Consider the following 22,579-nt stretch of genomic DNA (forward strand, 5'->3'; position numbering starts at 1 on the left):
TGTTACAAAGCAGTATGCGGAGGGTAGTCCTGGTTCCACGGACGGTCAATCGCTTGGCCATAGCCGGAGGCTATAGCCTTTCGTCGCGCTGCTCAGGACGGCAGTGCACCACCATGCGTGCGCGGCATGACGGGCTCGGCAAAATCCGCGTGTCTCTCCGCCCCGATCGGTTGCGCTGCAACAGGGGCTGTTGGCAGTTCCGGCGCATTCGCCTGCTCAGGAGCCTCGAGGGCAGCGCTCGTGTCGGCTTGATGCAATTCCTCCGAAGAATCCACTGATTCACCAAGCGCATCGGGCAATGACTCTGCCACTTCGCGCACACCGCCAATGACGCGATCGACGAGAGCCGCCAGTTCTTCCGAGGTACAATCCAGCGGTCCAAATCCCGGCATTGCGGTCGGGTCGTTGAAATCCCATGCGTTCTCCGCAAGCCCGACGAAGTCGCGGATGGCAGGATCGGCGACCCAAGCGCGGCGAAGGGCCGCACGGCTCAACTCCTGTGGAATACCCTTGCGCAGGAACGCGGTGACGTCGGTCGCAGCGTTGATCTCGTCGATCGATGGCAGGCTTGAGAGGTCGAACTCGCTCTCGCCGTCCTTCGCAACGTCCTTTGCACCATCCTTGGCCTCGGGCGGCGGCGCGGGCTGCGCCCCAGGCTTCGCCGGCTCTGGTCGCGACTCGCGCTTGCGGCGGGACCAACGCGCAAGGAACTCTTCCTCGCTCATTCCTGTCCGCCTTCATGTTCGCGCCGGGCGAGCGCCTCGGGGTCAGCCCGGCGCCGCTTGCGCTTGACGAATTCCCGCTCAACATGGTGCTCGACAATGAAGCTTTCAATCGCCTCCCTCAGCACCTCCGGCATCGGCACCGCCTCGACGAGATTGTCGGCAGCCTCGGTAAAGCCCTCGCCTTCCGAGGGATCGGCGGTAACGGTCGTGACGACATAGGGCCACACGCCTTCCGAAGGGGACAGCACGGTCCAGATGCTCGGACTGCCGGAGGCGAGATTGTCGCGATAGCGCGCCGTCTCGGACGGATAAAGATCCACGGTCGCGCTTCCGGCATAGAACAGCGTCGTGCCGTCCTGCTCGCGAAGCACGGTCCAGGGTCTCATGGCGGGCTCGTCCGGCAGGATGGCGACGCCACGCCAGATGAAATCGACCCAAGGGGAGTCGGCCTTGCGCCGCTCGACCACGACACCGACCGGAATCGACAGCAATGGCAGCGCCGCGGGGCTCATGTCACCATCTCCAGACGTTTGACCGGCAAGCCTGTCAGCAGATTCTGGGGCTTCATGCGCAGTTTTTGATCCGCCGACATCGACAGGATCAGGTAGACCGGCTCGTCCTCGACATCGTCGAGCGCGAGCATTGAATCGACGAAGGTGAGGCGGAAGAGCGCGAGCACACGCTCGGCGCTGGGCCCGTCGAGCTCCTCGCCGTGCCAGAGACGATCGCCGAGCCTTGTGGCATCGGCATCGAGCCCGACATACCAGGTGAGCTTTGCGTCCTGCAGTGCGCGCAGCGGTTCGATCGTGACGTCAAAACCGAGCAGATGAGAGAGCCAGCGCCTCATCACCTGCGCCAGGGCGGTCGGCCCCAAGCCGTCGGCCGTGAGGTCGAAGGCCATGTCGAACTGGTCGCTGCGCTGCCAATAGGCAGCAACATTCTCCGCGTTCAAGACATCGACCACCGCATCGGTTGTGGCGCCTAGCATCGACATCAGCGATAGCACCGGAGTTGGGCTAATTCCGCCGACAATCTCCTCGTCGCCGAGCAGCAGGGCCTGCTCATGCGGCAGAATCCGCTGGGCCCGGAAGAACAGTTCGGCCGCGCGCAGCACGAACGGATCGTCGCAACCGTCGAGCGCATTGCGCAGGATGACGTGCACGAGCTGATTGACGAACAGCGGCGGCAGATCGTTCGCGCCTGCGCGCACCGTTGCAAGATAAGCAGCTTCGAGCGTCGGATGCCGCAACAGGAGATCGCGAAAGGCCAGCACGAACTGCCAGTTCTCCCGGGCGTCGGGATCGGCAATACCGGCGATTTCGCCGGCGCTGACCGGTTGGCGCGGATCGGAGAGCAATTCCCGGTGCAGCCGGCGTTCGACCTGACACGCATCCTCCGGCGGCATCAGTTCGGGACGGGCAAAATAGGCCTTGAGGAATTCGTCGGTAACGCGGAGCCCGCCGCCCTCGTCGCGATCGAGCAGATGATGGCCGCAGGCAATCCAGAAATCGTTCATCTGGCAGTTGGCCTCCGGCCCAGATCCACAAGCTTGAGATTGCCGTCAGGCTCGATGTCGTCCTCCATTTCCATGAACGAGAACGCCTTGCCGTGCCCCTGCCCTTCGCGCAGTTGCAGTCGGCGGAAGGACTCGCGGACCTCGCCGTCGCTTACGGCCCGGTGCACCGCAACAAGGGAGCTGATCGGATGGCTGCAGAGCGACTGCGAAAACGCCACCTCCTCTTCTGCGGCGCTCTTCGCTGTCGCCATATCCGGCGCGCCGAAACGATCGACCAGTTGCCCGGCAAGGAGATCGACCAGGTTGCGGTAATCGTCCTCGGTGGCCGGAACGATCTGCGCCAGCGTCGACCAGCCCCAGGACTGCACCCCGAGGAAACCGCCGCGGAAGGCCGCGCGCGCCTTGCCCTCGAGCTTCGCAGGATCGCAATCCCAAAAGCGGAAAACGCCGGAGACGGCCCATTCGCCCGGCTCTGCCGCCACGTCAAACACGAATGTGTCGGAGGGATCGAGCGCGATGGTACGCAGGAGCTTCACAGCCGCGGCCCCCCGAGTGCCGGATCGAGCCAGGATGGGGTCGCAAGCGCCTGGACGAGGTCGCCACGCTCGATCGCGCCCGCCCCAACCCGGCGCGTCAGCAGATCGCCGAGATCGTCGATGCGCCGCACGGTCTGTCGCTCGCGCGGCATACGCGAGACATAATCGCGCGCGACACCGTCAAAACCGTCTGCCTGCCAGCCGTCAATCACCAGCATCAGGTGCCGGGCAAAGCTCTCTGTCAATTGCTCGGCGCCGGCCTCACCAAACCCTTCCTGGTCGAGCGCCGAGGCAAGCGGGTGAACGCCCGGCTCGTCGTCGTCCATGGCAACCGTCCGGATCATGGCGCCAAACACCAGCCATGGCGGCGGTGTGTCTTCGTCGGCGTCGCGTGGCCATCCCAACCGTCCGCCGCCGACCAATCCCCCGTCGACCCTGACCGCGTCAGGCCAATCGATGGTGATCGGCTTGCTCGGCGGCGCATAGGCGCGCAGCGCATCGGTGAGTGCGACCATGCCGGCGTAGAACGCGCGACGCGCGCTGCACAGAGGCTCTCGGGGCTCAAGGACCACGGCAAACTCAGCAAGATCGAAGCGGCCGACATAGACCAATGTGCCCGCACCACTCTCCGGTGCAATGCGGCATGCATGGGCAAAAGCATCGCCACTCTCGCGCAGCCGCACCAAGGTGAACGGCGGCGGCAGGCGGATCGGTTCCACCGGGGAAACGTGGCTGACTGGGGTCGACGGCAGGCCGTCCTCCGCTTTCCTTTTCTTCCCGATGGATAATGTCTATACGAGGCAAAGGGCCGGCGCGAGTCCACAGTCGGCGCCCGACTAGCGGAGGGATTAACCTGTCGCAGCCGTCGAAGACCGTCTTGATCTGCTCGTGCGAAGACACGATGCGTCTCGACATGGCCGCGATCCGGCGCGGATGTCCGAACAGCGAGATCAGAGGCTTTCGCCATCTCTGCGGGCCCGAACTCGATCATTTTCGCAAGGCAGCCGCGGAGACTGGCCCGCTGACGGTCGCCTGCACGCAGCAGGCCGCGCAGTTTTCGGACGAGGCCGGCGAACGGGCCAAGGCGATCAGCTTTGTCAATATCCGTGAGACGGCCGGCTGGTCACACGAAGGGGCGCGCGCCGGCGCGAAAATGGTCGCCCTGTTGGCGGCCGCCTCCATCCCGGCGCCCGACTATCCGCTGGTCACCCTGTCGAGCGACGGCGTGATCCTGATCTATGGGCGCAACGAAGCTGCGATCGAGGCCGGCCGGCTGCTTGCGGATCACCTCGACGTCACGGTCATGCTGAAGCAGATCAGTGACACCGTGCCGCAGGCGGCAACGGTCTTCCCGATCGTGAGGGGCACCATCCGCTCTGCAAAAGGACACTTTGGCGCCTTCGAGCTCATGATCGACGACTATGCCAGGCCCCGCCCCTCCTCGCGCGATCGCTTCGTGCTTGACGCTTCCCGAGACGGAGTGACGTCGCACTGCGATATCGTGCTGGACCTTTCGGGCGGGATGCCGCTGTTTCCCGCACACGACCTGCGCGACGGGTATCTCCGCGCCGACCCGAACGATCCCGCCGCGGTGCTGCGCGCCGTCTTGACCGCACGCGACCTCGTCGGCAGCTTCGACAAGCCGAAATATGTCGACGTTACGCCCGGTCTTTGCGCCCATTCGCGCTCGAAGCGCACGGGGTGCCATCGCTGCCTCGATCTCTGCCCGACCGGCGCAATCACGCCCGCCGGCGATCATGTCGCTGTTGATCCGAACATCTGCGCGGGCTGCGGGCAATGCGCCGCCGCCTGCCCGACTGGCGCTGCATCTTACACGTTACCGCCCGCCGATACGCAGCTTCAAAGACTTCGCGCCATGCTGCTCGCCTACCACGCGGCCGGCGGCGCCAACGCGGTGCTGCTGTTCCATGACGGCTCGCACGGCACACCGTTGATCGAAGCTCTGGCACGACATGGCGACGGTCTTCCCGCGAACGTGCTTCCCTTTGTCGTCAACGAACTCACGCAGGTCGGGTTGGAAGCGATCGTCGGCGCATTCGCTTATGGTGTAACAGCCGTGCGCTATCTGCTGCGCGCAAAGCCGCGCCACGATGTGACCGGACTATCGCAGACGATCGGCATGGCCGATGCGATCCTTGGCGGTCTCGGCTTTGATGGCCAGCGCGTCGCCACGATCGAGACCGACGACCCTGACGCGCTCGGCAGCCATCTGACCGGCATCGGCCCGCTTGCGGCGGTCGCAACACCGGCGACCTTCAGAACCGTCGGCAAGCGGCGCGACCTCCTGCGCTTCGGCCTCAGCGAGCTGCATCGTCTTGCGCCAAAGCCGGTGGACGTGATTGCGCTGCCGCAGGGCGCTCCAGTCGGCGCGATCAGCGTCGACACGGACGGGTGCACGCTGTGTCTCTCGTGTGTCTCCGCCTGCCCGACCGGCGCGCTGCGCGACGATCCCGAGCGGCCGGTGCTGAAATTCATCGAGGACGCCTGCGTGCAATGCGGCCTGTGCCAGACCACCTGTCCGGAAAAGGTCATCACGCTCAAGCCGCAGATCGATTTCCGCGCCGCCCGCGCTCCCGCCGCGGTCATCAAGGAAGAGGAGCCCGCGCTCTGTGTCCGCTGCGGCACGGCGTTCGGGGTGAAGAGCACGATCGACCGGATCGCCGCCAAGCTCGAGGGGCGGCACTGGATGTATCCCGCCGGCGACAAACGGATCGAGGCGCTCAAGATGTGCGCCGACTGCCGCGTCATCGTCATGAGCGAGCAGCAGTTCAATCCGTTCAAGGGCATTCCCGAACGCACGCCGCCGCGAACGACGGACGACTACCTACGTCAGCGCGAGGGCAAGGACTAGACAAGACCAGCAGACATCTACGCAGGGGCAGGAAACCAGGGGAAGCATCACCATGTCTCGTTTGATCACAGCTCTGTCGACGTGCTTGATCTCCATCGCTTTCGCCGGCACAGCGGCCGAAGCTGCCGCTCCTCCACTGACCAAGGCACAAAAGGTTGCCGTGAAACAGGCGATCGCCGCCTGCAAAGCCGAGGCCAAGGGCAAGAAGATCGCATGGCTGTCGCGTCGCAAATACGTCAATCACTGCGTCGCGGAAGCGCTCAAGGAGCACCCCAGCATCGACGTCATTCAGATCCTCAAGCAACATCCGGAGATGAGGGATCTTCCGATGGACAATTGGGATTCGATCTGAGAGGCAGCTATCGCGACGTCACGCGGCCAAGGAAATCGGTGAGCGCGCGGCGATCCTCGGGCGAGCCGATGCGCTGCTCCGGCATCTTGGTACCGGGGGTGTAGGCATTCGGTCCAACCTCGAACAGCTTTGCAACCGTCTCCGGCGTCCAGACGATGTCCATCGTCTTCAGGGCATCGGAGAAGCGGTAGCCCGGCAGCGATGCGATCTTACGGCCAAACAGTCCGGCAAGCGTTGGGCCTGCGCGCTGGACCTCCTTGTCCGACAGCGTGTGACAGGCAACGCACGCCCGGAATACGTCGGCGCCATGATCGCCGGCATAGGCAGCGAGCGGATCGGCCGGAGAGCCCATCAGACTCGAGCCGACGGGATCGCCGGTGCGTGCATTCCACCGCCGGATCTTGCCGTCCGCGCCCCCCGTCATCAGCGTCTCGCGATCCGGAAGGAAGGCAACCGACCACACCGGCAGCCCGGGCCCGACCAGCGTGCGTAGCAGGCTGCGCGACTTGCGATCGATGATCGCAACTGTGCCGCCGATGCCGGCTGCGGCAATCAGCTTGCCGTCGGCCGACATGGTCACGGCCACCACCGGTGTTGGGCCGGCCGATATCTCGCCGCTGACCTTGCCGTCCGTGGTCAGCATCCGCAGCATGCCGTCGACCGCGCCTGTGACGATTTCACCGTCCGGCGCCACGGCTACTGCGTTGAGCGGAGCCGGCAACGTCACGACTTCAGGCTGGCCGCCCGACAACCGCCAGATGCGCAACGTAAGGTCATAGCCGGCGCTGACGAGCGACCTGCCGTCCGGCGTGAAGGCGACGCCGTTGACGTTCTGCGAATGCCCTTCGAGCACGCGCGACACGCCGTCCGACAGCGACCAGAGCCGCACCGTCCGATCCCATGAAGCCGATGCGAGCAGTGCGCCGTCGGGAGAGACCGCGAGTGCGACGATTGGACCGACGTGTCCCTCGAACACCCGGTCCGGCTGCCGCCGGCCCGCCGTCCAGACCGCAATTCGTGCATCGGCACCCGCCGTGATCATGCGGCCGTCGTTCATAAAGGCGACGGCATTGACCGCATCAGCATGATACCGCAGCACCTCCTCCGCTGTCTCCGCCTTTAGCGACCAGCGAATGGCGGCTGAGTCGAAGCTGCCGGACAAGAGGCTGTCCCCATCGGGGGAAATAGCAAGAGCCCGCACGGAGCCGCCGTGTCCCGCCATGTCGGCGTGCACGGATGATACGGCCAGGATGGCCCACAAGGCTGCGGCGCCGCCCGCGCAGAAAGGTAGTCTCATTGACCCTCGCCGCGTCCCGTTCACGCTCTCAAGATTGCCAGAAGAGCCGACGGAGGAGAATATCCGAACCGATCTATTTGGCTGGTGCCGTCGTGGTTTTGGAGGATCCTTGAGGCGCGGCCTGCATTCCAGGCGGACTCTGACCCTGGGGACTTTCGGCGGGCGCGCCACCCGAGCCTGTATTGATGGGGCCCGTCCAGCCTTGCGGCTGTGGTTGGCCCTTCTCCTCGGGAGGGGTTGGTGCCGCAGACGAGCTGGTTTGCGCGGGTTGGGCGGAGGCGCTCTGGAAGAAGCAGAGTGCCGCGAAGCACAAGATCGTTGTTGGCAATTTCACGTCGGATCCTCCGGTGCGTGTACTAAACAGGGCAACGCTGCCTTCCGTTCCGGAGCGTGCATTGCAACAACCTGACTTCGCTCATCCTCCGCTTGAACGCCGGTGGTCCGAAGACTAGTCTCTCGCTGGTCACGTCAAGGACGACTGGCATGCAGGGGCCAACGCGGCCATTTCTGCGGATGATGGCGCGGCTGCGCGCTGTCCGCGCGCTCGATGGGCCGCAAGATCCCATTTCCCGAGAAGCCTCGCCCTTCCTGATCCTCGTTGCCATCGTGCTTGCGCTTCTTTTTTCGATATTAGAGGTCGACCTGAATACCGCGGCGCTTCAGTCCGTAGGCTTGATGGGCAATGGATTTTCCATCGATCCCATCTTCAAGAGCCCATAAGATCGCTTGTGCCTTGGTGCGATCAACGAGTTTGCTCGCGGCAAGCCGTGTCGTATAACACCTTGACGTTTCGATCGAAGGAGGCTGCGGATGAAGGCTTTTCTTCTTGGCTGCGTCGCGGCCATGGTGGTCGCGATTGCGGGAATGGTGGTCTTGAATCGGGTCCAGGAGCCCGTCGCCCAGGCGTTTGCTACGACCGGCGTGCGTCTCTGAGACACTCAAATCTCGCAGAGCGTTAGGCCCCGTCGGCCGATGCGATTCTCCACGCTTCCGCGTGCGAAAGACCCCACGATCGTCTCGCCTTTCGAGACCGTCGGGGCATCCTGTATCGGCAAGACGACACGCGAGGAGTTCGAGAGCATCGAGCAACTTTCGTGCACGGGCCTTGGCGTTTGCGGTGCAAGGTATGCTGCAAACGCCGAGGGTGTGGACCATCGCAGCGTTCGGCGTCAGCTTTTCTCGACTAGCCCTACCCGTTTTGGCCTTTCGGTGCATACGAAAGCTGGAGTGCACATCCGTGTGGCCTTCACCCAAATCGGCATCAGGAAACTGGCGCGTCGGAGCCCGCTACAAGACATTGATGCGGCTGAGGCTTTCCGACGGCGCAAGGGCGCCGAAGGATGGGTGACCGCGAAGTCGGCAAGCCAGGCTGGTGCTTCGCGTGGAACTTGGCGAAGGCCGTAAAACCCTGAGTTCGTGCGATATTTTTGAACAGCTATTGCATGATACTCATAATATAAAAGACTATCTCCGCTTCGACCGCAGTTCCGATGGGAGGATAAAATGCGCAGGACTGGTGCACACAATTTTCCGGCAATTGATCGCGTGATCTATGGCAAACCGGCGGCTGAGGCCATCAACGAAGAAGCGGAACGACTGAAGGCAACGCGCGTCTTCCTTATCGTCAGCCGCACCTTGAACACCCAGACCGACGAGATTGAGAAAATCCGGCATACGCTGGGCGACAAACATGCTGCGACCTTCGACGGAATTGCACAGCACACCACGCGCAAGCAAGCTGCCGAAGTTGCGCTCCACGCCAAGGAAGCACACGCCGATCTCGTCGTGGCCGTCGGCGGCGGTTCTGCCGTTGACCTCGCCAAGATCGTCATCATGGCGATGGAGCACGATATCCGCGATGAAGCCGGCTTCGATCCGTTCCCCATGGGCCCGGGCGTGAGCCATTCCCCGTTCCGAACGCCTGCAGTCCGACAGATCGCCGTGCCGTCAACGCTGAACGGCGGCGAATACAATGCCGCAGCGCTTGTCACCGATGAGCGCAACAAGCTGAAGCAAATATTCTTTCACCCCCACATGATGCCGGTGGCAGTCATCCTCGACCCTGCCCTCACGCTTCATACGCCTTCGAACCTCTGGATGGGATCTGGCACTCGCTCCATGGATCACGGCATCGAAGCATTGTGCTCGCCAGCTGGCACCCCCCTTGCTGACGAAGTGGTTCTGGCGGGTATCCGCACGCTGCGCGATGGAATGCTCCGGACCCTGCAACAACCTGACGATTTCGAGGCGCGCCGCTTGTCTCAATACGGCTCATGGCTTGCGTCCTTTGGACTGCAGGCACGCGTTCCCATGGGCGCAAGCCACGGCATCGGCCACGTGCTTGGTGGGACTTTCGGGGTTCCTCACTATTATTGCACGCCCGTCATCATGCCGAGCCTTCTTCGCTATAACAAGCCGTTCACCGATGACGCGCAGAAGCGTTTGGCGGCAGCTTTGGGGGCTCCCGGTGGGGACGCGGCAGACGCCTTTGCGGAGTTCGTCAGGCAACTTGGACTACCGGGCCGCCTCGCTGAGGTCGGCATCGGCGAAGACAAGTTCGGCAAGATCAGCGAAATCGCGATCAACCATCGCTTCGTCAAAGCCAATCCGCGCCCCTTCAACGACCAAGCCGAAATCGTCGATCTGCTGCGGATGGCCGCGTAGCTGCCAAGGCGGCGGCCGATGGTAGAGGCACGGCCGCTTGCCTCCGCCATCGCCCCGCTCCGCCCAGAAGCCAACGTCAGTTAAGCCGTGTCTCAATTGTCGGCCGAATGCGTTCTCTCGCAGTCGCTCGCGACCGGGCTGCCCAAAGCCTGCCGTCCGGCCTCCAGCAGGAGGTCGGACAGACGCTTGTCGTCGACCGCACGCGCCAGCACGACCGCACCGACCATGGTCGCAATTGCGCCGGCGGCCCTCTGTCTCACATCCGAAGACGGCCTCGCCGAGGTCAGCCGCGCGATGATATCGATCATCTTGCTGAGCCCCCGTTCAAGGGTGCGCCGCGCCTCCGGACCTGAACGTCCGATGTCGGCGGCCAAGGCCGGCAACGCGCAACCGCGCCCCGGATCGTCACGGTGGAGAGGACCCAGGTAAGACTCGACAAGTGCGTCGAATCCCTTCCCGGCGGGCAGCCCCTGCGTGAGGCTGAGCCAATGCACGATCGTTCGATCCATGGCCAGGGCGAGCCCTTCGACGACCAACGCGTCGCGCGATTTGAAGTAGGCGTAGAAGCTGCCATGCGTCAGATTGGCGAGCTTCATCAGGTCGGCCACACTCAGGCCATCGGCGCCGGCCTGGCGCAGACCGCGGGAAGCGCTTTCGACGATGCGTCTGCGGGTATGCTGCCCATGGTCTTTCGGGTAACGCATCGCCTGCTCCGGGATGGCACAAGATATTCGCTGTTGACTATCCCATCACGGCCGGAGCTTCCAGCCCGCGCAGAGACGACGAAATGTCGTCTGCAGCGCGGGTCGCAAGCCGTGGCTTCACGCGACCTTGAGATTGGCCCCACTGTCGGCATCAAGGAATCCCGTCAGCCTGCCCCTGATCAATCGCTCGGCGTCCGCCATGATGCGGTCGATCAACTCCTTCACGGTCGGAATATCGTGAATGAGTCCGACGACCATGCCGCAGCTCCAGGCGCCCGCGTCCATGTCACCGTCGATCATCACCCTGGGATAGACGCCCGCTACCTGATCATGGATGTCGTCGATCTTGAGGCTCTTGCCCTTCTCGCGCTCGACCTCGAGCAGATGCTCGACGCCCTTGTTGTTCAGGACCCGCTCGGTGTTGCGGAGCGCGCGCATAACGAGCCTGGTGTCGAGCTCGGACGCCGCGACCAGCGCCTTCTTGACGTTCTCGTGCACCGGCGCTTCCTTGGTGGCGATGAACCGCGTACCCATGTTCATTCCCGCCGCTCCCATCGCAAGCGCCGCAACCAGGCTGCGCGCGTCGGCCATGCCGCCGGATGCCACGAACGGGATCTTCAGTTCTTCGGCCGCACGCGGCAGCAGGATCATGTTGGGCATGTCATCCTCGCCCGGATGGCCGCCGCACTCGAAGCCGTCGACGCTGACGGCATCGCAGCCGATCTGTTCGGCCTTCAACGAATGCCGGACCGAGGTGCATTTGTGGATCACCTTGATGCCGCCCGCCTTCAGGGCCGGCATGTATTGTTCAGGGCTACGTCCGGCCGTCTCGACGATCCTGACGCCGCCCTCCCTGATGGCAGCGATATACTCCGGATAAGGCGGGGCGCTGAAGGTCGGCAGGAAGGTCAGGTTCACGCCGAACGGCTTGTCCGTCATGTCCCGGCAGCGCGCGATCTCCTTGGCAAGCAGCTCCGGCGTCCGTTGGGTGAGGCCGGTGATCAAGCCGAGCCCGCCGGCGTTGGATACCGCGGCTGCCATTTCGGCGAAGCCGACATAGTGCATTCCGCCCTGGATGATCGGATGTTCGATACCGAACAGTTCAGTGATCGCTGTCTTCACGAATGATCTCCCCGCGTTTCCGTCAGTGGATGATTTCAAACAAGCCCGCGGCGCCCATGCCACCACCGATGCACATGGTCACCACGCCGTATTTCGCCTTGCGCCGCCGTCCCTCGATCAGGAGGTGGCCGGTGAGCCGCGAGCCGGTCATGCCATAGGGGTGGCCGATCGCGATCGAGCCGCCGTTGACGTTGAGCTTGTCCGGATCGATGCCGAGCTTGTCGCGGCAATAGATCACCTGCACCGCATACGCCTCGTTGAGCTCCCAGAGATCGATGTCGTCGATCCTCAAACCGTGGCGCTTGAGCAGACGCGGGATCGCGGCGACCGGGCCGACGCCCATCTCGTCCGGCTCGACGCCGGCGGCGACGAATCCGCGGAAGATACCGAGCGGCTTCAGCCCCTTGCTGGCTGCAAACTTTCCGCTCGTGACCACACAGGCTGAAGCACCGTCCGAGAGCTGGCTGGCATTGCCCGCGCTGATGGTCTTGCCCTCGAACACCGGCTTGATCTTGGCAAGGCCCTCGGCCGTGGTTTCCGGACGCGGGCCCTCGTCTTTCGTGAGCGTCACCTGTTCGTAGGTGACCTCCTTGGTGTCCTTGTTGACGAGCGCCATCCTGGTCGTGAACGGCACGATTTCATCGCTGAAGCGGCCGGCTTGCAGAGCGGCGCCGACGCGGCGCTGGCATTCGAGGCTGTACTCATCCTGCTTGTCGCGGCCGATCGTGTACCGCTCGGCGACGACCTCCGCCGTATCGAGCATCGACATGTACATTTCGGGCTTCATCGCCATCAGCTCGTCGTCGACGGCGTGGAATTTGTTCATGTGCTCGTTCTGCACGAGGCTGATCGACTCGATCCCGCCGCCGATGGCGACCTCGACCCCGTCCAGCATCACCGAGCGCGCGGCAACGGCGATGGCCTGCAGGCCGGACGCGCATTGCCGGTCGATCGTGGTGCCGGCCACCGTCACGGGCAGGCCAGCGCGGATCGCGCCCTTGCGCGCCACGTTCATCACCATGGTGCCTTGCTGCATCGCGCAGCCCATCACCACGTCTTCCACCTCGCCCGGCGCGATGCCGGCGCGCTTCACGGCTTCGGCCATCACATGCCCGGCCATGGTCGGGCCGTCCGTGTTGTTGAGCGCGCCACGATAGGCCTTGCCGACGGCCGTGCGTGCGGTGGAAACGATGACTGCTTCAGTCGTCATGCTGGCCTCTTCTCTTTACGCGGCCGCATCCAGCTGCGCGTAGCGCAGCACGTGGAACGCGGGATCGCCGAACTGGATGTTGATGGAGGAGATTCGCTTGAAATAGTGTCCGACGTTCAGCTCGTCGGTCATTCCCATGCCGCCGTGAAGCTGCACCGCCTGGTCGGCTACGAACTTCCCGGCATAGCCAATCTTCGACTTGGCCCCGGAGGCGAGCCGCGACAGGCCTGAATCACCGGCGTCGAGGCTGAGATTGAGATGCTGCATCAGGGAGAGCGCCTCCTGATGGGCAATGAACATGTCGACCATGCGATGCTGCAACACCTGAAAGGAGCCGATGGCGGTGCCGAACTGCTTGCGGGTCTTTGAATAGTCCAGCGTTGCGGCATTCAGCTCGCCGATCGCGCCGACGACCTCGGCGCAGAGCGCGCCGATCGCGCGGTCACGACAGGTTTCCAGCGCGGCAACGCCCTCGCCTTCTGCTCCCAGCAATTGCCCGCGGACCTCGCGCAAGCTGATCTCGGCGGCGCGGCGTCCGTCGATCGTCTTGAAGCTCTGGAGATTGACGCCCGCGGCATGGCGGTCGACCACGAACAGGCTGACGCCGCCGCGGTCGCGATTGTCGCCGGCGGTCCGGGCCGAAACGATCAGATGATCCGCCCAAGGCGCTGCCATCACCATGGTCTTCTCGCCGCTCAGAACGTAGTCGTCTCCCTCGCGCCGCGCCTTGGTCGCGATATTGGCGAAATCGAACCGGGAGGCCCTCTCGGTCCAGGCCAGCGCCCAGATCCTGGAGCCGTCGATGATGCCTGGGATGAATGCCTGCTTCTGCTCGGACGTGCCAAGCTGCTCGATCAGGCCGCCAGCAAGCACCACCGTTTCGACGAAAGGCTCGACGACGAGGTGACGGCCGAACTCCTGCATGACGATCATGGTCGACAACGGACCGCCGCCGAGGCCGCCGGCATCTTCGGAAAACGGTGCAGCGAGCAGGCCGAGCTCGGCGAAGGCCCTCCACCGCGTCCGGCTGAACCCCTCCTCGCTCGCCACGATCTTGCGCCGCGCCTCGAAATCATACTGGTCGCGCAGAAGGCGCTGAACGCTGGATCGCAGTAATTCCTGCTCTTCCGTGAACTGAATATCCATCCGGTCCTCCCGATCCGCCGTGGCTTAGAGCCCGAGCACGGCTTTGGCGATGATGTTTCGCTGGATCTCGTTGGATCCGCCGTAGATGCTGAGCTTGCGCGCGTTCAGATATTTCTCGGACGCGGTGTGGCCGTAGTCCGGACCCGGCATGAAGTGGTTGTCACTGACCGGATGCTCGCGGATGGCAAGACCATAATTGCCGATCGCGCGGTGCGTGAGCTCGGTGATGTCCTGGAAGATCTCGGTGCCGCGGATCTTGAACAGCGACGCCGCCGGACCGGGATCGATACCACGCGCCATCTGGGCAACCACGCGTAGTTCGGTCGCCTCCAGCGCCAGCACGTCGAGCTCGACGCGGGCGATGTCGCGTAGAAATCCCAGATGCGCCGGATCGTCGGCCGGTATCTCGGCCTTCACGATCTGCTTCAGCTTCCGGAGATAGCGGGTGGACCGGCCGATGCCCGCCATGCTGGTGCGCTCGTTGCCGAGCAGGAACTTGGCGTACGTCCAGCCCTTGTTCTCCTCGCCGACCAGGTTGTCGACGGGCACGCGGACGTCCTCGAGAAAGACGTCGTTGACCTCGTGACTGCCGTCGATCGTGATGATCGGCCGAACGGTGACGCCGGGCGACTTCATGTCGATCAGCAGGAAGGAGATTCCCGATTGCGGCTTCGCATTCGGATCAGTTCGCACCAGGCAGAAGATCCAGTCGGCGTGCTGGGCCAGCGTGGTCCAGGTCTTGTGCCCGTTGACGACGTAGTGGTCGCCCTCGCGCACCGCCTTGGTTCTGACGGTCGCAAGGTCCGAGCCGGAGCCCGGCTCCGAATAGCCCTGGCACCACCAATCCTCTCCGGAGAGAATTCGCGGCAGAAACTTCTTCTTCTGCGCCTCGTTGCCGAACGTGTAGATCACCGGCCCGACCATGGTCACGCTAAAGGCAAGCGGCGGCAGCGTTCCCGCCCGGGAGGTTTCCTGCTCAAAGATGAACCGCTGTGTGACCGTCCAGCCCGGCCCGCCATACTCCTTGGGCCACAGCGGCGCGATCCAGCCCTTCTTGTGGAGGATCCGGTGCCAGAGCAGTGACTGCTCCTTGGTCAGGTCGGTCTCCGGATTGGGCACGCGCATCTCCGCCGGATAATTGTCCGCGATGAAGGCGCGCACTTCATCGCGGAAAGCCTCGTCATCGGCAGACAGCGCAAGCTCCATCGTAAGGGCCTCCTTACCACTTCTCGCCGAAGGGACGGATTTCCAGCTCGAATGTCCACGCGCTCTTCGGCTGCTGATAAAGCTGCCAATAGGACGCAGCGACGGACGACGGCGGCATCAAGAGATCGGGATCGTCGAGCGCATTCGGACCGAGTGCCTCGAGCCGGCGCTGCCGCACCCATTCCGTATCGACGCCGGAATCGATGATGAGATGCGCGACGTGAATGTTCTTGGGGCCGAGCTCGCGCGCCATCGCCTGGGCCACCGCCCGCAGGCCGAACTTCGCGCTGGCAAAGGCGGCATAACCGCTGCCGCCGCGGAGCGACGCTGTCGCGCCGGTGAAGAAGATCTTGCCGCCGCCGCGAGGCAGCATCAGCCGCGCGGCCTCGCGGCCGGCGAGAAAGCCGGAATAGCAGGCCATCTCCCAGACCTTGCGGAAGACCCGCTCGGTCGTATCGAGGATCGGAAAGTTGACGTTGGCGCCGATGTTGAAGATGCAGACCTCGAGCGGCGCATGCTTGTCGGCATCGGCGAGGAAGGAGATGACCTCCTCCTCCTTGCGGGCATCCAGCGAGCATGCATGGATTTCGCCTCCGGCGGCCTCGATCTCCTTGACGAGCGGCTCGAGCTTGGCCCCGTTCCGGCGCCCGGCGAACACCATGAAGCCCTCCGAGGCGAACTTCTTGGCGATCTCGCCGCCGATATAGTCGCCGGCACCGATCACTGCGACGGTTGCATTTCTCTTTTGCATGGATCGTCTCCCGGTTGGATTGAACTTCGTTAGCTCGACGGCTCTATGCCGTCCTTGCGACTGGCCTCGTTTGCTCGAGGATGGACTCCTCGACGTCACGAAGCTGATCCTTGCCGAAGAACATCTCCTTGCCGACGAAGAAGGTTGGCGACCCGAACGCGCCTCGGCTGACGGCATCGCTGGTCAGATCAATCAACCTCTTCTTGACGTCGTCCTGCTGGGCGCGAGCGATCAATCTGTCGATATCGAGCCCCGAAGCCATGAACGCGTTCCGGAAGATTTCGACGTCGTCCATCTTCTTCGGCTCCTCCCACATATGGTGATAGGCCGCGCGAAAATAGGACTCGAACACGCCCTCGAACTGGGCTGCCACGGCGCCCCGCATCAGCATCAGCGTGTTGACGGGAAAGAAGGGATTCTGGCGGAATTTCGTGACGTTGTGGCGGCGGATAAACCGCTGGGTCTCAAGCGCCTGATATTCCGGCTTGTTCTTGATCCCACGAAGCGAGTCGAACGGCGACATGTTGCCCGTCGCCTTGTAGATGCCGCCAAGCAAGACCGGAACATAATCGAATTTCGCACCCGTGCGCTGCTCGATACCCGGAATCGCCACCTCGGCCAGATAAGCGTTCGGGCTGCCGAAATCGAATTGGAATTCAATCTTCAAGGTCATCTCGGCTCCTCCCGCGGAACATGTGCTTGCACTGGCGATCCGGTCGCCGGCCTGACTTTCCTCAAACATACAGTTCTAAAATAGAACTGTCAAATGCTCCCGCAATCTGCTGATTTGGTCTAGTCTGGAAGGGTATTGTTTGGAGTTTAGTACCTATCTAGAATGGCAAATCCGCGCCGGCCTCTGCAACGATTCGAGACGAGGTCCGTGCCGCGGCGGCGACTGGAGTGTGTGGATGAAGTGGAAGGAACTCGAGGAAGAGCCGTGCTCGATGGCCCGAACTATCGGCGTGATCGGCGATCGCTGGACTCTTCTGATCCTGCGCGAGTGTTTTCTGCGCACGCGCCGCTTCGAGGGATTTCAGTCGGCACTCGGAATCACGCGGCATTTGCTTGCCGAACGTCTGAAGAAGTTGGTTCGGCAGGGCATCCTGCGCCGCATTCCCTACCAGGAATCCCCCAAGCGGCACGAATATATCCTGACCCAGAAGGGGCTCGATCTGTATCCGATCATGATGGCAATCGTGCATTGGGGCGATATTCACATGGTCGACGAGCGCGGCCGCCCCTTGCTGCACCAGCATCGCAAGTGCGGAAAAGATTTCGATCCGGTCATGGTGTGCTCCGAATGCGGCGAGCCGCTGTCGGCCAAGGAGGTTCATACTCATCCCGGGCCGGGTGCTCGCAGCGCGCCGGCGGCAGCGGCGCCGACGACCTCGAAAACAAAGGCACGCTCGCGGGCCGCCTGAGGCTCGCGCATCGAAGGCCTCCCGCGGCCGGAGGTGCCGCCAGATGCGATCTGGCGGCAAGGGAGTGAGTAACGACCGCACGGGACAGGCTCGCTCTCAGACCCGGATCACATCGGCGCCAGCTTCGTGGGTGTAGAGACGCTCAACCTGTTCGGATCGAACTTTCAGCACCGCGCGTTGGTTGACATAGGCCTTGTCGGTGATCTCGCCTGCCGCCATTGATGGCGGGTCTTTCAGCAGAACGAAGGAGCAGATCCGTTCGCTGCTTCCGACGGTCTCATTGTAGTCCCGAAAGCGATCCAGCAGGAACCCGACCACGGCGGGATCCGAGGTCAAATCCGCACCCGGAGTTTTCGAGATCCGTGCGGCCTCCGTGGGATTCAACCAGCAGAGCAGCGCGCACGCCTCACGATTTTCGCCCGCGACCACCATGTCGAGCAAGACACCGCGCGTTGCGGCCAGGATTGCCGCGCGCATATTGCCGATCGAGACCCAGGTCCCATTCGCAAGCTTGAAGTTCTCGGAAATTCGTCCGGTAAAGCGCAGCCCGAGCTCAGGCTTCTGCGGATCCAGAAACGAGACAGTATCGCCGATGCGATAGAAGCCTTCCTCGTCGAAGGCCATTTCCGTCAAATCCGGCCGCCCGAGATAACCCGGCGTGACGTTGGGTCCCTTGACCCTGACCTCGTAAGTATCCGAGACCGGAATGAGCTTGAGCCGCAGTCCCGGCGCGGGAAGACCGATCTCGCCGGGTCGATCTGTCGCCCAATGGGTCGTACTGATGGTCGGGGCGGTTTCGGTCGTACCGTAACCCGACATGACCGGAATTCGCCGGCCGGTCACCGAGAGTGTCAAGCGATAGAGCTTCTCCAGCGTGTCCTTTGAAATTGCAGCGCCGGCATAACTCATTCGGTCCATCCGCTTGAAGACACTGGCGCCCAGATCGAGATCCTTCTCGACCGCGTCACACAGCAGGTTATAGCCGGCAGGCACGTTGAACATGGCGGTCGGCGACACTTCCTTGAGATTGGCGACAGTCTTATGAAAGAGCTGCGGCAGCGGACGGCCGTCGTCGATATAGAGCGTCCCGCCGTTCTTGAGGATGCCGTGAAGAATGACGTTGCTGCCCATCGTGTGGTGCCAAGGCAGCCACTCCACCTGGACTGGCGCAGCCGGAGGAGACACGAGCTGGCTACCCATTTGCAGGGAGCTTGCCATCATGCGGTGGGTGTTGAGCACGCCTTTCGGAAAGCCTGTCGAACCCGACGTGAAGAGTATCTTGGCGACCGCGTCGCACGAGACCGCACGAGATGCCTCGGCAAATCCGTCGCACGCGGTTTTGGCTATGAGGGTACGGAAGGGCACCGTGTCCGGCGCGCCATCGACACTGATCCAGGTCGCGGCCGCCAATTCCGGAATGGTACGGCCTGCGGAAAACTCACGTCCGCTTTGGACGAACACGAAGCTCGGGCGCAGCACTTCGGCGATGTCCTTGAGACGAGCAAGTCCACCGGGCATCAGCGTGTAGTTTGGCGATATCGAGGCCAGGATGACGCCGATAGACATCGCCGCAAACGAAACCACGGCGTTCTCGATCGAGTTTCCGGAGAGGATGGCCAGCCTGTCCGCTGGCTTTGCGCCCTGATCAAGCAGACTTTGGCCTACCGCCTGGACCTGAGACCATGCCTCGCTGTAGGTGATCTCGTCCCACCCACCCTTCGCATTGCGCTGCGCGAGGAATATCCGGTCCGGGGTGGTGCTTGCCCAGCTCGGCAGAAAGTCCGTGATACGCCAGTCACACGGCTTCCACTCGAGGGGTGAGCTCAATATGAGCGCGCCATCTGGTCGGCGCTCGATTGAAACCTCGCGCGGCGCAAACGTCAGTGCCTTCGTCGACATCGAATTGATCTCCTGAAGTACCGGAATGGCGATCGCAGCCGTTGCGCTCGTGTCGCGCAGGACGCCGGCGCCGGCACGTCGTCAATGCCGCTCGCCTCTCGCCTGTTACGTGCTCATTCGGACCTGGCGTCCAGCACTTCTCCGAAGGCTTCCCAAGTCGAGCCGGTCCATCGCTGCAGGCGCATCTGCGTCCAGATCATGTTCTCGGTTTCGCTGGTGTTGATCTTGATGCCCGGCAGTGCGGTCGGGACGACGAAGTCCCGGAGGTTCTTGGCCTGCGCCAGGATGTTCTTGCGGGACAGGTCATCGCCGCATTGTTTCAAGATCTGTTCCAGCAGGATGCCCTGCTGATAACCTGTGAGATAGCTGCCGTTGGTGATATCGACGCCGGGCAGATATTTGTCGATAAACGCCCGATAGGCCTGCATGCCGGGATCATCTTTCCACTTCGGATCCACGACATCCTTGTTGATGGTGCCGACGATCACGCCAGTCGACTTGTCGAGGCCGGCCGGCGTGAGCGTGCCTCCAACCGAGCCGGACGGAAAGTTGATGATGACGGTCGCCTTCCAGCCGATCAAAGAGGCCTGCCGGATCGCCTGCGCAGCGAATTTCGGCGTGCCCGCGATCATCAGGGCATCCGCACCGGAGCTCTTCAGGTTGGTGATCTGCGAATCGACGGTCGGTTCAGTGACCTCATAGGACGCGGTGACGACCCTGCGATCGTAGTCCTTACCGAGAAACGCCTTGAAGGCGTTGACGTAGTCTTTTCCGAGGTCGTCATTCTGGTAGAGGATCGCATATTTGGCGTTCGGCAGAGCCTTCGTGAGGTATTTTGCGTAGATCTTTCCCTCGGTATCGTAGCTGACGAGACCTGTCGTGATCAGCGGGTAACTGGCGACGTCAGTGAACTTGGACGATCCGCTGACGATCGCGATGCTGGGCACCCCTTTCGACTTCAGGTATTTTGACGTTGCCGAAATGGCGGGAGTGCCGAGCTGGCCGAACATGAATGCAACTTCATCGCTCTCAACGAGCTTGCGAACCTGCTCCACCGCCTTGGGCGGGCTATAGGCATCGTCATAGGCGACGTAATTGATCTTGCGCCCGCTGATGCCGCCGCGATCATTCAGGGACTGAATGTAGGCGATCAGCCCCTTGCCCACGAGACCGATCGATGAAGCCGGTCCGCTGAACGGAAACACCCCGCCAATCTTGATTTCCGTCGCCGTAACCCCGGGCTCGTCGGCCGCGAATGCCGGGCTGCCCAACAGCACGAGCAGAACGGCAAGACTCTTCCATCTCGGCAACATCGGCATCCTCCCTGATGCGCACTCTTCGGGTGCGCCGTTCAATTCTTATGCGTCTCTACGACTCGCCAGGCGTCATGCCGTGCGAGATCGAGCGCGCTCGCCAAGCGTCGATGGCCAAGCGCATCAACCGTTGCGGCTCTTGGATCGGCCGCCTCATTCCTCGAACCTACAGTTCTTTTTTTGAACTCGTCAAGCGCTTAGATGCAACACCCCTGACAAAGGACGAAGCGCTTGCGATCTTGCGAAGAGTTGTACTCATAATTCGACAGCGGCACGGGTAGAGGCTGATACCGATTCCAGGCGCGGAGACGCCCCTTTCGGCCCCGGATATCGCGCGTCACAATACAAGACCAGTTCATTCTGTTCTTGAACTTACGAGATGATCGGAGGTGAACCGTAAAATGGCACCGAGGGCTGCGCTGCAACACGCCCGGCCAGCAGGCCAGCGATCCGCTTAGATGCGCGGCGCTCGATTGAAGGGCTCAGGCCATAGACAAAGGAACGTCAAAGCGGGAGCACGCTTCACTGAGAGGGGAGAATTCCAGGGTCTTCAAGACGTTCCGGGCGCAGGCGACGCCGCCCGTGATCTCGCGACACGGACGCTACGGGTCCAAGTTCGTGGATGGCGCCAAGACGTTCAAGGTCGGACGGCAGCGACCCTGATTCCAAGATGGGGTCGCTCGCCAATCCGCGCTGCGCGGAGCGATTGTCAGACTACAAGGTGCCGGAAACAGTCTCACTGCGCATGACACCGCCACCGCGCAATGCAAACGGCAAGGTTCTGAAAGCCGCGTTGCGCGAGAGCAAGACATGAAGGTCGCCACCTGGCACAACGGTACAATAAGGCTGTACTGGCCCTTTCCGCCCTACGGCCCCGCCTTCCCCTTTCGCGCGGCGATCTGCTGTAGCGCCCAGCGCGCGTTCTTGCGCACGTCAGGATCGGGATCGTTGGCGATCACCACGAGGTATGCCTCGCCTTCGGGGGCGGCGATCTCGCCGAGCGCGGCAGCCGCCTCCTTCCGCAAATTCGCCTGCTCATGGTTGATGCAGTTACCGATCGGACGCAGGGCGCGCTCGACCTTCATCTTGCCGAGGCTGCGGATCGCCTTGAGCCGAACCTGCCAAAACCCGTCGGCAAGTGAGACGATAAGCTGATCGGCGGCGAGCGAGCCGTTGACGTTGAGCCCGAGCGTCTCGGCTGCCATCTCCCGGACCATCCAGTCCGCATCCCTGAGTGCGCGGGTGATCGTCTCGGCCGCAGGCTTCATCTGGGAGAAGGCGAGCGCGCTCACCGCGGCGCGGCGCACATGGGCGTCGGGATCATGGATCAGCGCGGTGAGCGCCGGGATCGACTCTTCGAGCTTCAGGAAACCGATGACGCCGATCGCCTGCACGCGGACGGCCGCGTCACCATCCTGGAGCGCTTCCAGCGCAGGCTTCAGCGTGTCCTTGCGGCGCAACTCCTTGAGCGCGCGCAGCGCGCCCATGCGGACGAAGGCGTGGGCATGCTTGACCAGCGGCAGGATGATTTCGGCGCAAGCGGGATCCTTGAATTCGGCCAAACTGTCGGCTGCGGCCGACGCCACGATCCGCTCGGGATCGACGAGCAGCTTGACCAGTGCATTCGCCGCTTCCCGCCCGTCGAACTCGCCGAGCGCCATCGCGACCTGCTGGCGCACGCCCGCGTCGGGATCAGACACCATGTTGGCGAGATGCGCGACCGCAACCGGATCGCCGGAATGGCCGAGCGCAATGATGGCGACGCGCCGCTCGGCCGGATCTGCGGCTTGCAACCGCTCGTCGGCGTCTTCGAGATCGTCATAGGATTCGAACGGACTCGACATG

The 22,579-nt window shown here is 63.0% G+C and carries 22 protein-coding genes; 6 read left to right on the forward strand and 16 right to left on the reverse strand.

All coding sequences use genetic code 11. The features are described from left to right. Positions 1-92: 92 nt before the first annotated feature. Genes GDN70_RS25000 through GDN70_RS25020 form a run of 5 tightly spaced genes read right to left on the reverse strand, consistent with a single transcriptional unit; the run spans position 93 to position 3,496 of the window. A complete protein-coding gene (locus GDN70_RS25000) occupies positions 93-725 on the reverse strand; it encodes a DUF3306 domain-containing protein (protein ID WP_152103157.1) in 633 nt (210 codons plus the stop codon). Further along, a complete protein-coding gene (locus tag GDN70_RS25005) occupies positions 722-1,237 on the reverse strand; it encodes a DUF3305 domain-containing protein (RefSeq protein WP_028143621.1) in 516 nt (171 codons plus the stop codon). Before GDN70_RS25005 ends, GDN70_RS25000 begins: the two co-directional genes overlap by 4 nt. Further along, positions 1,234-2,241, reverse strand: coding sequence for a DUF6352 family protein (locus GDN70_RS25010; RefSeq protein WP_038948936.1), 1,008 nt, complete (start codon positions 2,239-2,241; stop codon positions 1,234-1,236). Before GDN70_RS25010 ends, GDN70_RS25005 begins: the two co-directional genes overlap by 4 nt. Continuing rightward, positions 2,238-2,777 carry a DUF6505 family protein gene (locus tag GDN70_RS25015; protein ID WP_028143619.1) on the reverse strand — a complete coding sequence of 180 codons (540 nt, stop codon included), beginning with the start codon at positions 2,775-2,777 and terminating at the stop codon, positions 2,238-2,240. The genes GDN70_RS25010 and GDN70_RS25015 overlap by 4 nt, the downstream gene beginning before the upstream one ends. Continuing rightward, positions 2,774-3,496 carry a biotin/lipoate--protein ligase family protein gene (locus GDN70_RS25020; RefSeq protein ID WP_240536273.1) on the reverse strand — a complete coding sequence of 241 codons (723 nt, stop codon included), beginning with the start codon at positions 3,494-3,496 and terminating at the stop codon, positions 2,774-2,776. The genes GDN70_RS25015 and GDN70_RS25020 overlap by 4 nt, the downstream gene beginning before the upstream one ends. Positions 3,497-3,678: 182 nt before the next feature. Here GDN70_RS25020 and GDN70_RS25025 point away from each other — a divergent pair, with 182 nt between their 5' ends. Next, complete coding sequence (locus GDN70_RS25025; RefSeq protein ID WP_038970428.1) at positions 3,679-5,649, forward strand: 4Fe-4S binding protein; 1,971 nt, start codon at positions 3,679-3,681, stop codon at positions 5,647-5,649. A 52-nt stretch (positions 5,650-5,701) separates the two neighbouring features. Then, positions 5,702-6,001 carry a hypothetical protein gene (locus tag GDN70_RS25030; RefSeq protein WP_038948941.1) on the forward strand — a complete coding sequence of 100 codons (300 nt, stop codon included), beginning with the start codon at positions 5,702-5,704 and terminating at the stop codon, positions 5,999-6,001. A gap of 7 nt (positions 6,002-6,008) precedes the next feature. On the opposite strand, the gene GDN70_RS25035 is transcribed toward GDN70_RS25030, so the two are convergent. Continuing rightward, on the reverse strand, positions 6,009-7,298 hold the full coding sequence (locus GDN70_RS25035; RefSeq protein ID WP_038948942.1) for a c-type cytochrome: 1,290 nt from the start codon (positions 7,296-7,298) through the stop codon (positions 6,009-6,011). Positions 7,299-7,781: 483 nt separating this feature from the next. On the opposite strand from GDN70_RS25035, the gene GDN70_RS25040 reads away from it, so the two are divergent. The 3 genes from GDN70_RS25040 to GDN70_RS25045 all read left to right on the forward strand — a co-directional run bounded on the left by GDN70_RS25040 (position 7,782) and on the right by GDN70_RS25045 (position 9,962). After that, positions 7,782-8,018, forward strand: coding sequence for a hypothetical protein (locus GDN70_RS25040; RefSeq protein ID WP_028143615.1), 237 nt, complete (start codon positions 7,782-7,784; stop codon positions 8,016-8,018). Between the two features lie 90 nt (positions 8,019-8,108). Beyond that, entirely contained in the window at positions 8,109-8,231 is a 123-nt protein-coding gene (locus tag GDN70_RS35700) for a hypothetical protein (protein ID WP_256379433.1), read from the forward strand. A gap of 570 nt (positions 8,232-8,801) precedes the next feature. Beyond that, positions 8,802-9,962, forward strand: coding sequence for an iron-containing alcohol dehydrogenase (locus GDN70_RS25045; protein ID WP_028143614.1), 1,161 nt, complete (start codon positions 8,802-8,804; stop codon positions 9,960-9,962). 92 nt (positions 9,963-10,054) lie between these two features. Here GDN70_RS25045 and GDN70_RS25050 read toward each other — a convergent pair whose 3' ends face one another. The 7 genes from GDN70_RS25050 to GDN70_RS25080 all read right to left on the reverse strand — a co-directional run bounded on the left by GDN70_RS25050 (position 10,055) and on the right by GDN70_RS25080 (position 16,774). After that, positions 10,055-10,666 (reverse strand): TetR/AcrR family transcriptional regulator, encoded by a 612-nt coding sequence (locus tag GDN70_RS25050; RefSeq protein WP_049806587.1) that lies wholly within the window; start codon positions 10,664-10,666, stop codon positions 10,055-10,057. 117 nt (positions 10,667-10,783) lie between these two features. Further along, the gene (locus GDN70_RS25055; RefSeq protein ID WP_038970430.1) at positions 10,784-11,788 is read right to left on the reverse strand and encodes a nitronate monooxygenase family protein; all 1,005 of its coding nucleotides are present in this window, start codon (positions 11,786-11,788) and stop codon (positions 10,784-10,786) included. A gap of 22 nt (positions 11,789-11,810) precedes the next feature. Continuing rightward, positions 11,811-12,998, reverse strand: coding sequence for an acetyl-CoA C-acyltransferase (locus GDN70_RS25060; protein ID WP_028143612.1), 1,188 nt, complete (start codon positions 12,996-12,998; stop codon positions 11,811-11,813). Between the two features lie 15 nt (positions 12,999-13,013). After that, complete coding sequence (locus GDN70_RS25065) at positions 13,014-14,144, reverse strand: acyl-CoA dehydrogenase family protein (RefSeq protein ID WP_028143611.1); 1,131 nt, start codon at positions 14,142-14,144, stop codon at positions 13,014-13,016. Positions 14,145-14,168: 24 nt separating this feature from the next. Continuing rightward, positions 14,169-15,350: an acyl-CoA dehydrogenase family protein gene (locus GDN70_RS25070; RefSeq protein ID WP_028143610.1), complete on the reverse strand. Its 1,182-nt coding sequence runs from the start codon at positions 15,348-15,350 to the stop codon at positions 14,169-14,171. 13 nt (positions 15,351-15,363) lie between these two features. Beyond that, on the reverse strand, positions 15,364-16,101 hold the full coding sequence (locus GDN70_RS25075) for an SDR family oxidoreductase (RefSeq protein WP_028143609.1): 738 nt from the start codon (positions 16,099-16,101) through the stop codon (positions 15,364-15,366). A gap of 43 nt (positions 16,102-16,144) precedes the next feature. Further along, positions 16,145-16,774: a 2-hydroxychromene-2-carboxylate isomerase gene (locus tag GDN70_RS25080; RefSeq protein WP_028143608.1), complete on the reverse strand. Its 630-nt coding sequence runs from the start codon at positions 16,772-16,774 to the stop codon at positions 16,145-16,147. Between the two features lie 235 nt (positions 16,775-17,009). Between GDN70_RS25080 and GDN70_RS25085 the strand changes: the two genes are divergently transcribed. Beyond that, positions 17,010-17,522: a helix-turn-helix domain-containing protein gene (locus tag GDN70_RS25085; RefSeq protein ID WP_028143607.1), complete on the forward strand. Its 513-nt coding sequence runs from the start codon at positions 17,010-17,012 to the stop codon at positions 17,520-17,522. 96 nt (positions 17,523-17,618) lie between these two features. Here GDN70_RS25085 and GDN70_RS25090 read toward each other — a convergent pair whose 3' ends face one another. From GDN70_RS25090 to GDN70_RS25100, 3 genes are all read right to left on the reverse strand, one after another. Further along, on the reverse strand, positions 17,619-19,421 hold the full coding sequence (locus GDN70_RS25090) for an AMP-binding protein (RefSeq protein WP_049806588.1): 1,803 nt from the start codon (positions 19,419-19,421) through the stop codon (positions 17,619-17,621). Positions 19,422-19,534: 113 nt separating this feature from the next. Continuing rightward, the gene (locus GDN70_RS25095; RefSeq protein WP_038948946.1) at positions 19,535-20,734 is read right to left on the reverse strand and encodes an ABC transporter substrate-binding protein; all 1,200 of its coding nucleotides are present in this window, start codon (positions 20,732-20,734) and stop codon (positions 19,535-19,537) included. 866 nt (positions 20,735-21,600) lie between these two features. Further along, positions 21,601-22,578, reverse strand: coding sequence for a HEAT repeat domain-containing protein (locus GDN70_RS25100; protein ID WP_028143604.1), 978 nt, complete (start codon positions 22,576-22,578; stop codon positions 21,601-21,603). Between the last annotated feature and the right edge of the window lies 1 nt (position 22,579).

This window comes from Bradyrhizobium sp. TM102, from assembly GCF_009176685.1.
Taxonomy (GTDB): Bacteria; Pseudomonadota; Alphaproteobacteria; order Rhizobiales; family Xanthobacteraceae; genus Bradyrhizobium; species Bradyrhizobium ottawaense.